General features: G+C 75.2%; 11 protein-coding genes. 3 read left to right on the top strand and 8 right to left on the bottom strand.

The window, feature by feature from the left end:
* Window positions 1-23 precede the first annotated feature (23 nt).
* From ACFVYX_RS26245 to ACFVYX_RS26225, 5 genes are all read right to left on the bottom strand, one after another.
* Window positions 24-1232: a histidine kinase gene (locus ACFVYX_RS26245; RefSeq protein ID WP_389683947.1), complete on the bottom strand. Its 1209-nt coding sequence runs from the start codon at window positions 1230-1232 to the stop codon at window positions 24-26.
* The gene (locus ACFVYX_RS26240; RefSeq protein WP_389683946.1) at window positions 1229-2962 is read right to left on the bottom strand and encodes a cation acetate symporter; all 1734 of its coding nucleotides are present in this window, start codon (window positions 2960-2962) and stop codon (window positions 1229-1231) included. The genes ACFVYX_RS26245 and ACFVYX_RS26240 overlap by 4 nt, the downstream gene beginning before the upstream one ends.
* Window positions 2963-2999: 37 nt before the next feature.
* Window positions 3000-3413, bottom strand: coding sequence for a hypothetical protein (locus tag ACFVYX_RS26235; protein WP_389683945.1), 414 nt, complete (start codon window positions 3411-3413; stop codon window positions 3000-3002).
* Window positions 3414-3521: 108 nt separating this feature from the next.
* Complete coding sequence (locus ACFVYX_RS26230) at window positions 3522-4274, bottom strand: LytR/AlgR family response regulator transcription factor (RefSeq protein ID WP_389683944.1); 753 nt, start codon at window positions 4272-4274, stop codon at window positions 3522-3524.
* 132 nt (window positions 4275-4406) lie between these two features.
* Window positions 4407-5279 (bottom strand): Fpg/Nei family DNA glycosylase, encoded by an 873-nt coding sequence (locus tag ACFVYX_RS26225; protein ID WP_389683943.1) that lies wholly within the window; start codon window positions 5277-5279, stop codon window positions 4407-4409.
* Between the two features lie 264 nt (window positions 5280-5543).
* Here ACFVYX_RS26225 and ACFVYX_RS26220 point away from each other — a divergent pair, with 264 nt between their 5' ends.
* From ACFVYX_RS26220 to ACFVYX_RS26210, 3 genes are all read left to right on the top strand, one after another.
* Complete coding sequence (locus ACFVYX_RS26220) at window positions 5544-6215, top strand: response regulator transcription factor (protein ID WP_389683942.1); 672 nt, start codon at window positions 5544-5546, stop codon at window positions 6213-6215.
* Complete coding sequence (locus ACFVYX_RS26215) at window positions 6212-7549, top strand: sensor histidine kinase (protein WP_389683941.1); 1338 nt, start codon at window positions 6212-6214, stop codon at window positions 7547-7549. The genes ACFVYX_RS26220 and ACFVYX_RS26215 overlap by 4 nt, the downstream gene beginning before the upstream one ends.
* A gap of 133 nt (window positions 7550-7682) precedes the next feature.
* A complete protein-coding gene (locus ACFVYX_RS26210) occupies window positions 7683-9464 on the top strand; it encodes an alpha/beta fold hydrolase (RefSeq protein WP_389683940.1) in 1782 nt (593 codons plus the stop codon).
* Between the two features lie 37 nt (window positions 9465-9501).
* Here the strand turns inward: ACFVYX_RS26210 and ACFVYX_RS26205 are convergent, their stop codons facing one another.
* From ACFVYX_RS26205 to ACFVYX_RS26195, 3 genes are all read right to left on the bottom strand, one after another.
* Window positions 9502-10869 carry a wax ester/triacylglycerol synthase family O-acyltransferase gene (locus ACFVYX_RS26205; RefSeq protein ID WP_389683939.1) on the bottom strand — a complete coding sequence of 456 codons (1368 nt, stop codon included), beginning with the start codon at window positions 10867-10869 and terminating at the stop codon, window positions 9502-9504.
* 98 nt (window positions 10870-10967) lie between these two features.
* Complete coding sequence (locus ACFVYX_RS26200) at window positions 10968-13205, bottom strand: SpoIIE family protein phosphatase (RefSeq protein WP_389683938.1); 2238 nt, start codon at window positions 13203-13205, stop codon at window positions 10968-10970.
* A 49-nt stretch (window positions 13206-13254) separates the two neighbouring features.
* Entirely contained in the window at window positions 13255-14547 is a 1293-nt protein-coding gene (locus ACFVYX_RS26195; RefSeq protein WP_389683937.1) for a DUF6777 domain-containing protein, read from the bottom strand.
* Window positions 14548-14573: the final 26 nt, after the last annotated feature.

Below are 14573 nucleotides of genomic sequence, written 5' to 3'. Positions count from 1 at the left end.
CGCTCCCTGGCGACCTGGCGCCGTCACGGTGCTGAACGGTGCACTCCCGGGCGGTACTTGGGGATGCGTACCGTCACCTTCATCCCGGCGCCGACGCCGGTCTCGATGACGAGCCCGTACTCCGTCCCGTACACCTGGCGCAGCCGCTCGTCCACGTTCGAGAGACCGATGCCGGAGCCCGCCGGGTGCTCTCCGCGCAGGACCGAGCGCAGCAGCTCCGGGTCCATGCCGATGCCGTCGTCCTCGACGGTCACCACGGCCTCCGCGCCCGCGTCCCGGGCCGCGATGGTGACCCGGCAGCCCCGCTCCCGGTCCTGGAGACCGTGCTTCACGGCGTTCTCCACCAGCGGCTGGAGACAGAGGAACGGCAGGGTCACCGGCAGGACCTCGGGGGCGATCTGCAGCGTCACCTTGAGCCGGTCCCCGAAGCGCGCCCCGGCGAGTGCCAAGTACTGCTCGATCGAACGCAGTTCGTCGGCCAGCTGGGCGAACTCACCGTGCCTGCGGAACGAGTAGCGGGTGAAGTCGGCGAACTCCAGGAGGAGTTCCCTGGCCCGCTCCGGGTCGGTGCGCACGAACGAGGCGATGGCCGCGAGGGAGTTGAAGATGAAGTGCGGGGAGATCTGGGCGCGCAGCGCGCGTATCTCGGCCTCCACGATCCGGGTGCGGGAACGGTCGAGCTCGGCCAGTTCGAGCTGTACGGAGGCCCAGCGGGCCACCTCGGTCGCCGCCCGCACCAGGACGGCCGACTCCCGCGAGCCGTAGGCGACGAGCGCGCCGAGCACACCGTCCTCCCCGGTGAGCGGGGCGATGACCGCCCAGCGCAGCGGGCAGGCCGGATCGTCGCAGCCGGTGTGCGCGGACCGGCTGCGGCCGGTCTCCAGGGTGTCGGCGGCCTGCTCCGGCACGTGTGCGCGGTGATGCGCCTCGCCCGGTCCGTCCCAGGCGAGGACGGCGCCCCGGTCGGTGAGGCAGAGCGCCTCCGTGCCGAGCAGGGAGCGGAGTGTGCCGGCCGCCCTGCGGGCCGTCTCCTCGGTGAGTCCGGCGCGCAGCGGCGGGGCGGCGAGCGAGGCGGTGTGCAGCGTGTGGAAGGTGGCCCGTTCGACGGGCGTGCCGAGATCGGGATCGGCGGCGCGGCCGCCGCGCCGGGCGGCGAACCGTCCCAGGACGAAGCCGGCGGCGAGCAGCACCACCCCGGCGGCGGCCACGGCGGCGAGGGCGATGCCGGTCATCTGCGGGCCTCCTGGGCGGGGACGGTGCCGGTGAACTCCTCCGGAAGGTGGAGGCGCGCGAGGAGCGCCGGAGTGCCGGGCGGGACGCGACCGGGCGTCGCGAGCGAGACGAGGACCATGGTGAGGAAGCCGAGCGGGACCGACCAGACGGCCGGCCAGGCCATCAGGGTGTGCGGCCAGCCCTCGGGGGCGAGCCCGGCCCGGGTCGCCATCACGGCAGCGAGGGCGGATCCGCCGCCGAGCAGGAGTCCCGCCATGGCGCCGGGCGGGGTCAGCCGCCGCCACCAGATGCCGAGGACAAGCAGCGGACAGAAGGAGGAGGCGGAGACGGCGAAGGCGAGGCCGACGGCGTCGGCGACCGGCACCTTGGAGGCGACCACCCCGACGGCGAGCGGCACCGCGGTGGCGAGGAGGGTCGCGAGGCGGAAGTGCCGTACGCCCCGGGACGGCAGCACGTCCTGGGTGAGGACCCCGGCGACGGACATGGTGAGCCCGGAGGCGGTCGAGAGGAAGGCCGCGAAGGCGCCGCCGGCGAGGAGCGCGCCGAGGAGGTCGCCGAGGAGACCGCCGAGGATCCGGTCGGGCAGGACGAGCACGGCGGCGTCGGCGGAACCGGTGAGGGCGAGCTCGGGGGCGTAGATCCGGCCGAGGGCCCCGTACAGCGGCGGCAGCAGGTAGAAGGCGCCGACGAGCCCGAGCACGACCAGGGTGGTGCGGCGGGCGGCCCGGCCGTGCGGGCTGGTGTAGAAGCGGACGGCGACGTGGGGAAGCCCCATGGTGCCGAGGAAGGTCGCGAGGATCAGTCCGTACGTGGCGTACAGCTGATGCCCGTCGCGCCCGCCGGCCAGCGGCTGGGACCAGCCGAGGGGGTCGGTGCCGCTGGCGACCCTCTCCGGAAGGGCCGCGCCGGGCTCGAAGACGAGGGTGGTGCCGCCGAGGACGTGGTGGGTGCCGGCGGGCAGGGTCACGGTCCGCTGCTCGTACGGGACGGAGTCGACGCTTCCGGTGACCGTGACGGTCAGCGGGGCGTCGAGGCCGATGCGTACGGTGTCGGCGACCTTGACGACGGTGTGGCCGCGGAGGACGGCGGGCGCGTCGAAACGCGCCCTGGGTGCCCCGTCGCCGTACCAGGCGGCGAGCAGGAAGAGGACGGGGACGAGCAGGGCGGTGAGTTTCAACCAGTACTGGAAGGCCTGGACGAAGGTGATGCTGCGCATGCCTCCGGCGGCGACGGTCCCCGTCACGACGAGGGCGACGAGCAGTCCGCCGACCCAGTCGGGTGCCCCGGTGAGGATCTCCAGGGTGAGGCCCGCGCCCTGGAGCTGCGGCAGCAGGTAGAGCCAGCCGATGCCGACGACGAAGAGGCTGGCGAGCCGGCGGGCCTGCGGTGATTCGAGGCGGGCCTCGGCGAAGTCGGAGAGGGTGTACGCGCCGGAGCGGCGCAGTGGGGCCGCGACGAGGACGAGCAGGACGAGGTAGCCGGCGGTGTAGCCGACCGGGTACCAGAGCATGGCGGGGCCCTGGACGAGGACGAGACCCGCGATGCCCAGGAAGGAGGCGGCGGAGAGGTACTCGCCGCTGATGGCGGCCGCGTTGAGGCCCGGCCCGACGGTACGGGAGGCGACGTAGAAGTCGGAGGTGGTACGGGAGATCCGCAGGCCGAGGGCGCCGATGAGGACGGTGGCGAGCACGACGGCGGTGACGGCCGCGACGGCGTAGGTCTGGTTCACGCGGGCACCGCGCGGGGATCGCTCATGGTGGGGCGCCTCACCGTTCGACGAGGCCGGTGAAGTCGCGCTCGTTGCGTTCGGCGCGGCGCACGTACCAGTGGGCGATCCCCCAGACGACGGGATACACACCCACCCCGAGGGCGATCCAGACGAAGGCCTCGGGCGCGGGCAGCGCGAGCAGCAGCGGCAGGGAGCCGACGAGCAGCGCGAGGGCACCGAGTGCGGTGAGGGCGGCGCGCAGCTGGCTGCGCATCAGGGAGCGGACGTAGGTGTGGCCGAGAGTGGTCTGCTCGTCGATCTCCGAGCGGGCCGGAGGGTGGACGGGCCGCCGCCGGGCGGGGTTCGGCACGGCCCCGGCACCGTGGGCGGAGGCATAGGTGACGGTCTCGCGGCGGGGCCTGCGAGGGGGGTCCCCCCGGCCGGGGGCGGGGGGAGGGTGGTGCTCGGACATCGGGGTCCGCTCCGGCCTCTCGACGACTTCCGACAGCTCCTGCGGGCCGAGACCCGGGACGCGTGGAGTCTACGCAGCGCTTCCCGGCCGCGACAGGGGTACGGAGGGTCAGCCCCCGGCACGCCGCATCAGCAGGTCCCGCAGGTCGCGGGCGTGCCGGCGGCTGACCGCGAGATCGGCGTCGCCGACCCGGACGGAGGTGGCTCCGCCGTCGAGCCGGAGCTCGTCGATCCGGGCGAGGGCCACGAGATGGCTGCGGTGGATGCGGACGAAGCCCCGGGCCGCCCACCGCTCCTCGAGGGTGGAGAGCGGGATGCGGACGAGATGGCTGCCGTGGTCGGTGTGGAGGCGGGCGTAGTCGCCGTGGGCCTCCACGTAGGCGATGTCGTCGACGGGGACGAAGCGGGTGACCCCGCCCAGCTCGACGGGGATCTGTTCGGCGGCGACGGGCGCCGCCGGGGCGGCGGTGGCGTGCACCAGGTCGTGGACCCGGCGGACGGCCTCGGCGAGCCGCTCGCGGCGGACGGGCTTGAGGACGTAGTCGACGGCCTTCAGGTCGAAGGCCTGGAGCGCGAAGCCCTCGTGGGCGGTGACGAAGACGACGAGCGGCGGCCGGGCGAAGCCGGCGAGCAGCCGGGCGACGTCGAGCCCGGTGAGGCCGGGCATGTGGATGTCGAGGAAGACGACGTCCACGGCCTCGTCGCCGTCCGGCCCGGTCTCCAGTGCGCGCCCGATCCTGCGGAGGGCGGCGGTGGCGTCGCCCGCTCCCTCGGCGCTCCGGACGCGGGGGTCGGCGCGCAGCAGGTAGAGGAGCTCCCCGAGGGCGGGTTCCTCGTCGTCGACGGCCAGTACGCGCAGCATGCGGCGGAGTGTAGTGGGCGCGGCTCGCGGGCCGGGCGGGGCGGCAGGGCCGCAGGAGGAACGGGCGGGGCCGCAGGCCGCAGGCCGCAGGCCGCAGGCCGCAGGAGGAACGGGCGGATCGCCGCCGCGCGCCTACTTGAGGAGCTTCGACAGGCGCCGGTCGGCGAGTGGCTTGCCGCCGGTCTGGCAGGTGGGGCAGTACTGGAGCGAGGAGTCGCTGAAGGAGACCTCGCGGATGGTGTCCCCGCACACCGGACAGGCCTCGCCGGTGCGCCCGTGGACGCGCAGGCCGCTCTTCTTCTCGGCCTTGAGCTTGCCGGCGGCGAGGCCGTGGGAGCGTTCGACGGCCTCGTGGAGGGTGGTCCGCATCGCCGTGTAGAGAGCGGCCGTCTCCTCCGGGGTGAGGTTCCGCACGGGCTTGAAGGGGGACATCTTCGCCGCGTGGAGGATCTCGTCGCTGTACGCGTTGCCGATGCCGGCGATGAGGCTCTGGTCGCGCAGGGCGCCCTTGATCTGGCGGCGCTCGCCGGCGAGCAGTGCGGCGAACTCCTCGGGGCCGAAGTCCTCGGCGAGCGGGTCGGGGCCGAGCCGGGCGACGCCCGGCACCTCCTGGGGATCGTGGACCAGGTGGACGGCGAGGCGTTTGGTCGTGCCTGCCTCGGTGAGGTCGAAGCCGTCGCCACCGGTGAGCGCGGTACGCAGGGCCAGCGGGCCCTTGCCGGGCCGGGGCGGCCCCGTGGGCAGCGGGTCCTGCCAGCGGAGCCAGCCGGCCCGGGCCAGGTGGAACAGGAGGTGGAGCTCGCCCGCGGGTCCGGCGGCGGTGAGGTCGAGGAACTTCCCGTGCCGCCCGACCGCGGTGACCTCGGCGCCCTCGACCGCGCTCAGGGGCGGGTCGTACGTCTTGAGGACGCTGATCGCGACGGGCGTCACGCGGGCGATCTCCTTGCCCACCAGATGCGTGTCGAGGAACGCGCGCAACGCTTCCACCTCGGGGAGTTCGGGCATGGTTCCACCCTGCCGTACCGGCGCCGGGGCCGCGCGCCGGTACGCCCCGGGGGCGATCGGTGAGCGACGCGCTCAGGGAGGGGGCGGGCCGTTCGTCGCACCCGTACGGCGGGCACGCGCGCGCCGACGGCGACGGCGACGGCGGCAGCGGCAGCGGCAGCGGCAGCGGCAGCGGCAGCGGCAGCGGCAGCGGCAGCCGAGCGTCCCGCCGCGCGCGTCGGGACCCAGGCGGGGCCTTCCACCTGGGGCCTTAGGGTGAGACTCGTGCGCGTACTGCTCGTCGAGGACGACGAAGACCTCCGGTTCGGGGTGGCCGCCGCTCTGCGGGCCGCCGGGCTCGCCGTCGACGAGGCCGCCGACCTGCCGCGGGCCGACGAGGCCCTGTTCGTCACCGCGTACGACTGCGCCGTCTTCGACCGGATGCTGCCGTCCGGGGACGCCGCCGCCTATGTCGACGGGCTGCGGCGCGCCGGGCGGGACGTGCCCGTCCTGTTCCTGACCGCGCGTGACACGGTCGCGGACCGGGTGGAGGGCTTCGCGAGCGGCGGCGACGACTACCTCGTCAAGCCGTTCGCCGTGCCCGAGCTGGTGGCCAGGGTGCGCAGCCTGTGCCGCCGCTCCGCCGTCGTACGCCCTCCGGTGCACCGCCTCGGCGACCTGGAGATCGACACCGCCCGTCGGCACGTCCGCCGCGCCGGCGTCCTGCTCACGCTCACCACCAGGGAGTTCGCGGTCCTTGAGGTCCTCGCGGCCCGCGCCGACCAGGCGGTCTCGCGCGCCGAGCTGATCGAGAGCTGCTGGGACGAGATGGCCGAGCCGCAGTCCAACGTCCTGGAGGTGCTCGTCTCCCAGCTCCGCCGCAAGCTCGGGGAGCCGCCGCTGATCCACACGGTACGGGGCGTGGGCTACCGGCTCGCGCCCGACGACGCACGATGAGGCCGGCGCTCCCCCGCCGCGCGCCCGCGTCCTCGCTCACGCCGACGGCGCGGGTGCTGCGGCTGCGACGGCGGATCAGCCTCCTGTTCGCGCTGACGAGCGCCGTCGGGCTGGTCGCGATGGCCGTGTTCGCCGTGCGCAGCGACAGCGCTCGCTGGCGGGAACAGCTCGACCACGTGATGGACGCGGACACCAGCTGGGCACTCGGTCTCCTGGAGACCGACGAGAACGGGCGGCTCGCCACCGACGTCCTGGCGGACACCGTGAACACCGGCTGCCCGCCACTGGCCGTGCTCCTCACGGCCCCCGACGACCCGGACGGCCTGACCGTGCGGCACGCGCCGGCCGCGCCCTGTCTGTCCGTCGGCGCCGACGTGCTCCTGGAGGCCGGGCGGGCGGCGGCGCGGGCGGGTGACGCCCGGGGCTTCGACCGGCGCGCGACGGACGGCGCGCCCGTCCGGGTGTTCGCGCTGCCCTTCTACCCGCCGGAAGCGGCCGGGGACGAGGGGCCGCAGGGCGTCCTGGTGACCGTGGCCGACGCGACGGCCCAGTGGGACGACCACCGGCGGCTCGTGTGGGGGGTGGCGGGTAGCTGCGCGGTGCTCGTGCTGCTCTCGGCGGCCGTCGGCCACGTCCTGTCGGGTCGGGCGGTTCGGCCCGCGCTCACCGCGCTCGGCCAGCAGGAGGCGTTTCTCGCGGACGCCGCTCACGACCTGCGGACCCCGGCCGCCTCGCTCCGCACGCTCGCGGAGACGGCGCTGCGCGGCGAGACCGACAGCACGGACGTCCACCGGCGAACGCTGCGCCTCGCGGAGGGCATGGGCCGGCTGGTCGACGGGCTGCTCACCCGGGCCCGGCTCATGTCCGGCACGGCCACGGTGACGCGCCAGCCGCTGCGCCTGGACCAGGTGGTGGAGGCTGTCGTCGACGAGGCCCCGACCGAGGGCCATCACGTCCGGGTGGAGGCCGAGGACACGGTCGTCGTCGCCGATCCGGACCTGGTGCGCAGGGCCGTCGGCAACCTCCTGGGCAACGCGCTCACGCACGGCCACGCCCCGGGGGCTCCGGCGGACGTACGCGTCAGGGTGACCCGGGACGGCACCCTGACGGTCGAGGACGCGGGCCCCGGCCTGCCGGCGGAGGTCGCGGGCGCCCTGTTCGAACGGTTCCGGAGCGGGTCGGGCTCCACGGGTCTCGGCCTGTCCATCGCGTCCTGGGTCGCCCACGCCCACGGCGGCACGCTCACGGCGGGACGTTCGGAGCACGGCGGGGCCAGGTTCGTCCTGCGACTGCCGGCACCGGACGCGAGGGGACGCGGGCCGTCGGACCGGTGAGGAGGCGCGGGCCGTCGTCCCACCGGTGAGGAGGCGCGGGGTCAGGAGGCGTGGGCCGTCGTCGCATCGGTCAGGTGCCTCGCCGTCACGGAGCCGCTCCCCGTCCGCCTCAGCAAATCCTCAGCATCCACGCGTGATCCTTCCCTGGACCGACCACCCATGGGAGTACCTCGTGATCACCGCCCCCGTCCGCCGCAGTCAGGCTCTCGTCCTCGCCCTCGCCGTGCTCGGCGCCACCTCCCTCGCGGCCTGCACGGCCGGGCCCCGTGCGGGCGGGGACCGGCCGCGATCGGTCGGGGCGGTCGACCCTGTCGACCGTCCCGACCTGCGGCGCTTCTACGGCCAGCAGCTCACCTGGCGGCCGTGCGGCGCCCACCGGTGCGCCACGCTCACCGTTCCGATGGACTACGCCCGGCCCGGCGACGGCAGGACGTTCCTGCTGCCGGTGGCGAAGTCGGTCACCGCGCCCCCGGGGAAGCGCGTCGGCTCGCTCGTTCTCAACCCGGGTGGCCCTGGTGAGCGCGGGGTGCGGCTCATCAAGGACGGCGTCGCCGAGGACATGGGCCGGGGCGTGCGCGAGCGGTTCGACATCGTGTCCTTCGACCCGCGCGGGGTCGGGGAGAGCAAGCCGGCCCTGACCTGCCTCACCGAGGAATCCGCGGAGTCCACCGAGTCCGCCGGGTCCACGGAACCGGAACCGGCGGAAGCGGCCGACGAGCAGTCCGCGAGCGCACCGCTCCACCCCCGGACGGACGCCGAGCGCGCCGACGCCCTCGCCGCGGCCCGGGCGACGGCCGCCGACTGCCGGAAGGCCAGCGGCCCGTTGCTCCCGCACGTCGGGACGGACGACGTGGCCCGGGACCTGGACGTGCTGCGGGCGGCGCTCGGCGAACGGCGGCTGACGTACGTCGGCTGGTCGTACGGCACGAGTCTGGGCACCTCGTACGCCGAGCAGTTCCCGCGCCGTGTACGGGCGATGGTCCTGGACGGAGCGGTCGACCCGTCCCTCGACTGGCGGCAGCGCATGCTCGGCCAGGCCACCGGGTTCCGGGCAGCGGTGGCGGAGTACGCCGAGTCCTGCGCAGGCACGATCGGTGACGGCTGCCCCGGTGCGACGCCCGAGGAGATACGCGCGCTCATCGACCGCCTCCTCGAACGGACACGGCGCGAGCCGCTGCCGGTCGACGACTCCGCGTCCGGGCTCGACGCGGCGGGCCTGCTCGCCGCGCTGAGCCTGTCCATGTACACGCCGGAGGACCAGTGGGAGGGCCTGTCCGACGCGCTCGTCGCGGCGGACGAGGGGGACGGGACGAAGCTGGCGGCCCTGGCGTCGGGCGAGGAGGAGCCCCCGGACACGGACGCCGAGACGGACCCGGACGCCGGGACCGGGACCGAGACCGATCCAGAGACCGAGTCCGGCTCCGACACTGATCCGGACGCCGACACCGGCGCCGAGGAGTCCGGGTCCCCGAGCGACGAGTCCGCGAGCGGCGTCCCCGAGGACAACAGCGACGCCGCGCTCATCGCGGTCAACTGCCTCGACGTCCCCCACCCGCGCGACGCGCAGGCCTACTGGGACGCGCTCGCCCCGGCCGAGAAGGCCGCGGGCGTCTACGGCACGACCGGTGTGACGAACGAGCTGGTCTGCCGGGACTGGCCCGCCGGTCCCGGGCGCCCGCACCGGGTGGACGCCCCGGAGGTTCCGCCGGTCCTCGTCGTGGGCACGAAGGGCGACCCGGCGACGCCGTACGGCGAGGCGGTGAGCCTGGCGCGCCAGTTCCCCGACGGCATGCTGCTGACGTTCGACTCGGCCGGCCACACCGGGTACGGCCGCGACGCCTGCGTCGACAGGAAGGTCGAGGAGTACCTGATCTCGCTCACCCGGGTCCGGCCGGGGACCACGTGCGGGGCGTGACGGCCGGGGTCACGCCCTCGGGAGCCGACGGGAGCCGTCAGGGAGTCTCCGGCGGATCGAGGAGGTCGAGTTCGGCCGTGAGCGCGGCGGCCAGCGCGTCCAGGTCGGGGACCGCCGCGCCGTCGGCGACGAGGCCGATGTGGACCTGGCCGCCGTACGGGGACATGGCGACGGCGAGGGACTGGCCGCGGGCCAGCGGGGCCATCGGGAAGAGCGCGCGCAGCGGGGCGCCGCCGAGGGAGAGCGCCGAGCGGGGCAGCGGCACCTGGGTGACGAGGAGGTCGAAGAGGAGCCGGGCCGCGCCGGCGGCGAGGGGGGCGCCGAAGCGGTGCGCGAGCGGGTGCAGCTGGTCGGCGAGGAGGGCGACGGCGCCTGCGCCCCTGAAGGGCCCGGCAGCCTTGTTGCGGTCCATGCCGTGCCGGACGGCGGCCAGGCGTGCGGCCGGGTCGGCTTCGGTGACGGGCAGGTCGAGGAGGTAGCCGGAGAGGCTGTTGCCGGGGCCGGGCGGGCCGCCGGGGCGGCGGCGGGAGACGGGGACGAGGGCCCTCGGGTCGGCTTCGGGCAGGGGCAGGCCGCGTCCGTCGAACCAGCGGCGCAGAGCGCCGGCGACGACGGCGAGGAGGACGTCGTTGGCGGTGCCGCCCGTACCGCGGCGGACGCGGTGGACACGGTCGAGGGGCAGGGTCGCGGTGGCGACGCGCCGGGTTCCGCTCGATTCGGCGGCGAGCGCGGCGGTGGGACGTCCGTCGAGGCGGCCGGCGCGGGCGACGGAGGACCCGACGACCGAGGCGCCGACCTCGACGGCCCGGCCGAGGTCACCGAGGCGGTCCCGGGCCATGCCGAGGAGCCGTCCGGGGCCGGGGTGCAAGGAGCGCGGCGGCAGGGGGCGGGGGCGGCGCGCGGGGCGGTGTCCCGAGGCGATCTCGTCGAAGATCCCGGCGCCGATGGCGACGGCCCGCATGCCGTCGGCGAGGGCGTGGTGGAGTTTGACGAGGACGGCGAAGGATCCGTCGGGAGCGCCGTTGAGCAGGTACATCTCCCAGGGCGGCAGTCCTCGGGCGACGGGGCGTTCCATGAGTTCGGCGGCGAGCCGGGCGGTCTCGGCGGGGAAGTCGGCGCCGGGCAGGGAGATCTCGTGGACGTGGCGGCGTACGTCGAAGTCCGGGTCGGCGCTCCAGGCGGCGCCGCCGACGGGCAGCAGGACGTCGCGGACGCGCATACGGAGCCGGGGGACGGCGGCGGCGCGGCGGGCGAGCAGGTCCAGGACGTCCACTGGGTCCCGGCCGGGCTCACCGTCCGGGGGGACGGGGCCGAAGTGGGCGAGGGCCCCGAGGTGCAGGGGGTGGGCGGGGGATTCCAGGTGCCAGAAGGCCAGGTCAAGCGGTGCCAGTAGCTCGCTGCTCACGGTGTCCTCATGTCCTGCGCGGAGAGGCGGGAGAGCGAAGTCAATCGCGTACCGACAGTTACGGTCAAGTACGATCAGTTTACGCTCGGTTAACAGTGTCAGCTCTCCAGCGTGAACTCGCACCACACGCACTTGCCGCCGCCCCGCGGCTCGACGCCCCACACGTCGGAGAGCTGGTCGACCAGGAACAGGCCCCGCCCGGACACGCCCGCCTCCCCCGCCTCACGGCGCCGGGGCAGCGCGCTGGACCGGTCCTCCACCTCCACCCGGAGCCGCCGTCCGGCCCCGGCCCGCTCGGCCCCGGGCCGCTCGATTCCAGCCCGCTCGGTCCCGGGCCGCTCGATTCCAGGCCGCTCGGTCCCGGGCCGCTCGATTCCAGGCCGCTCGGTCCCAGGCCATCCGGTCCCTGGCCGTTCCGTCCCGGGCCGTTCTGTCCCGGCGAGGACCCGCAGGGTCACGATCGCCCCTCCGTCGGTGTGCATCAGCGCGTTGGTCATGAGCTCGTCGGCGACCAGCTCGATCTCGTCCGCGCGCTCCTCCGCGCCCCAGGCCCGTACGGCGGCCCTGATCATGTGCCGGGCCGAACTCAGCGCCTCGGGGTCGTTCTGGGCGACGTGCTGCCGGAACCGGCCGGCATCGTGGGCCGCCGGGGCGCCGTGGCGGCGCAGCAGCAGAATGGCGACGTCGTCCTCGCCGCCCCGGTCGGCGACCACCTCGCACAGGTGGTCGGCGAGTTCCTGGAGGTCGGCGGGCCCGCGCCGGACGAGGGCCGAGAGCCATTCGAGGCCCTCGTCGAGGTCGGCGCCTGGCTTCTCGACCAGGCCGTCGGTGTAGAGCATGAGGGTCTGCCCCGGGTCCAGTTCGAGGGTGGTCACGGGATAGTCGAGGCGCCCGAACTCCGCGGAGAGGCCGAGTGGCAGTCCGCCCTCCACCGGCAGTCTGCGGCTGCTGCCGTCGATCTCCCTGAGCAGCGGGTCGACATGGCCGGCGCGGACGACCTGGACGACCCCGGTGCCGAGGTCGACCTCGGCGTAGGTGCAGGTCGCGAAGCGTTCGGTGTCGAGCTCGTGCAGGAAGACGGAGGCGCGGGCCATCACCGTGGCCGGGGGGTGCCCCTCGGCGGCGTACGCGCGCAGCACGATCCGCAGCTGGCCCATGACGGCCGCCGCGTGGGTGTCATGGCCCTGTACGTCGCCGATGACGGCGCCGACGCGTCCGCCGGGCAGCGCGATGATGTCGTACCAGTCGCCGCCGATGTCCCGGCCGAGGCGGGCCGAGCGGTAGCGTACGGCGGTCTGGGCGCCGGGCACCTCGGGGATCCGGCGCGGCAGCATGGCCTGCTGGAGGCCCTCGGCGAGGTCGTGCTCCTGCTCGTAGAGCATGGCCCGCTGGAGGCTCTGGGCGATGCTGCTGCCGAGGGCGACGAGCAGGGTCCGCTCGTCCTCGCTGAAGCCGGTCCTGTCGCTGTAGAGCAGGCCGAGCGCGCCGATGGGCCGGGCCTGGGCGATGAGCGGCAGATAGGCGGCGGCGGTGATACCGAGCCCGCTGATGTGGGGCCAGAGGACCGGGAAGGAGCGGGCGAAGTCGTCGGCCGAGTCGATGAACCGGGGCCGCAGGGTGCGGATCACCTCGCTCATCGGGTACGGCTCGTCCACCCGGGTGAAGCGCGTGCCCGGCACGAAGGCGCCTGCGGGGCCCTCGGCGACGAGGTGGATGCGGCCGGCCTCGAGGAGGCCCATGACGAGACTCGCGGCGCCGAAGTGTTCGAGCGCGTGCGAGTCGTTGAGCAGGTCGATGACGTCCTGCACGGTCCGCGCGTAGGCGAGGGCCGCGGTGGTGCCCTCGACGACGCCCGCGCGCTTGCGCCGCCCCTCGTCGAGACCGAGCCGGGCGGCGGACTCGGTGAGTTCGTGGGTGGCGTCGCGGACGACGCCGACGATGCGGACCGGGCGGCCGGTGTCGTCGCGGTGGACGATTCCCTGGGTGTGGGTCCACTGGTGGCCGCCGTCGCGGCGGCGGATGCGGAAGTAGGCGCCGTACTGCTCGCTGCCGTCCTTGAGCGCCTGGGCGACGAGGGTGTCGAGGCGAGTGCCCTCGTCGGGCAGGACCCGCGAGCCGAGGGTCTCGGGGCGGCCGTCGTACTCCGCGCGGTCCATGTCGAAGACGTCGAGGGCGGCCTCGTCCATGTCCATCGTGCCGGCGACGAGGTCCCAGTCGAAGCCTCCCATCCGGAAGGCGGAGCCGTAGTCGGCGAGGAGCTTGGCCCCGACGACCCGCCCCTCCTCCGCGCGGCGGAGCCGCTCGACCGCCTCCCCGCCCCCGCTGACCGCGTTCATGGGGCCACGCTAGGCGCAGCCCCGGCCGTGCGCACCAGGAAGATCCGTTTCACCCTTCGAAGGTCTCCGGCTGATCCGGGACCGGTCCGGCCGGGAAGAGGTCCTCGGGCGGCAGTTCGCCGTCGGGCACGGCGGGCGGCTCGCCCGGGGGCTCGGCGTTCGGGTCGGGGAACGGTTCCGTGTCGGGGTCGGGGTAGGGCTGCGCGTCGGGGTCGGTGTACGGGTCGGGGTACGGCTCCGTGTCAGGGACCGGGTACGCGTCGGGGTCCGCGGGGCTCGGCCCGGTGTCCGTGTCGCCGCTTCCCGAGGCGTCGGGGTCGGCGGGGCTCTCCGGGGCCGGGGGGACGGGCGCGCTGGGCGGCGTCTCCGGGGAGGCGGGGGCCGGGGAGGTGCTGCGGTCCGGGGCGCTGGGGTCGGGCGGCGTGGCCGGGTCGGGGGTGCCGGAGCCGGTCAGGCGGCATTCGTCGGGGTCGCAGGCCGGTTCCACGGCGGGCTTGCGGTCCTTGTCCCCGTCGGTGCCGGTGAGCCGTTCGATCCAGCTGCGGTCGGCGGCGTTCACGATGACCAGGCTGGTGACGACGGTGGTCGTCGGCCGGACGACGATCACGCGGTCGGGGTCGAAGCCGTCCCAGGGGTCGCCCTGGTGGACGGCGCCGGGGGCGGCTGCCGGGGCGCGGAGCGGGTTGCCGCAGGCGCATCGGACGCGCGGGGAGCCGTACTGGTCGACGAGGACCGCCGTACCGGCCTGCAGGACTGCCTGGAAGGCGTCGGCCCTGCGCTCGCGGTAGCCGTGGTTGGTGACGCGGGTGTCCGCGCGCAGGACGACCGGGGTGAGGCCGCGCAGCCAGCCGGCGACGTTGGTCTCGGGGATTCCGGCGGCCTCGGCGAAGGCACGGGTCCTGTCCTGGTCGGCGGCGAGGTAGGAGACCTGCCGCTCGACGTCGCAGCTGCCCTCCGCGCGCGTGCCGCCGTAGAGCCCTGGGGTGGAGCCGGTGACCTCGCGGACGTGTTCGGCCGCGGGGTCCCGGTCGCGGTCACCGGAGGGTCGTGTCGCCGTGTGCCGGGCGGTGGACTTGGTGAAGGGGTCGGGGCCCTGCTCGGCGACCGGCTGGAGGAAGACGTCCTGCACGTCCGCGGCGGCCGGCTGGGCGCCGCCCCCGGCGCCTTCCCAGGCGGCGGAGCAGCCCGCGAGCAGCAGGGAGGCGGTGAGCGCCGCGAGCGCGGAGCGGGCGGAGCCGCGGGGGGTGGCGCGTGCGGAGCGGAGGGCCGCGCGGACGGCGGCGCGTCGGGTCGCGCGGGGAGCCGCGGGGGCCCGCCACGTCCGGCAGGGGGCTGAGCGCACCTGGTTCTCCCGTTCTCTCTCTCCGC

Source organism: Streptomyces sp. NPDC058326 (genome assembly GCF_042879855.1).
Lineage (GTDB): Bacteria > Actinomycetota > Actinomycetes > Streptomycetales > Streptomycetaceae > Streptomyces.
This window is presented reverse-complemented; position numbering and strand designations above follow the sequence as displayed.